This window comes from Telluria sp. AZSoR62, from assembly GCF_058111565.1.
Map to the genome: position 1 here is coordinate 1 of NZ_JBYTST010000511.1, position 245 is coordinate 245.

Below are 245 nucleotides of genomic sequence, written 5' to 3' on the forward strand. Positions count from 1 at the left end.
TGATCCCCTCCCGTGCCTGGTTCAGCTGCTCCCGGTCGATCGGAATTGGACCGGTGAGCAGGAACTGCTCCAGCTCGTCCAGTCCCGAGGAGGCCTGCTGCGCCAGCTCGGCCCACTGGCTCCGGACGGAGAAGTAGATGACCGTCCCAACGCCGGCCAGCAGGAGCAGGAGCGCCACAAACGCCAGTCCCGTGGCCGCGGCGCCCGGCAGACCGCGGCGGCGGAGCACGTTGACGAACGGGCCG

At 70.2% G+C, this 245-nt stretch carries 1 protein-coding gene; it reads right to left on the minus strand.

All coding sequences use genetic code 11. The features are described 5' to 3' along the window. On the minus strand, positions 1–245 hold a 245-nt coding region (locus AC3XQU_RS24565), incomplete at both ends, for a hypothetical protein (RefSeq protein ID WP_489876722.1).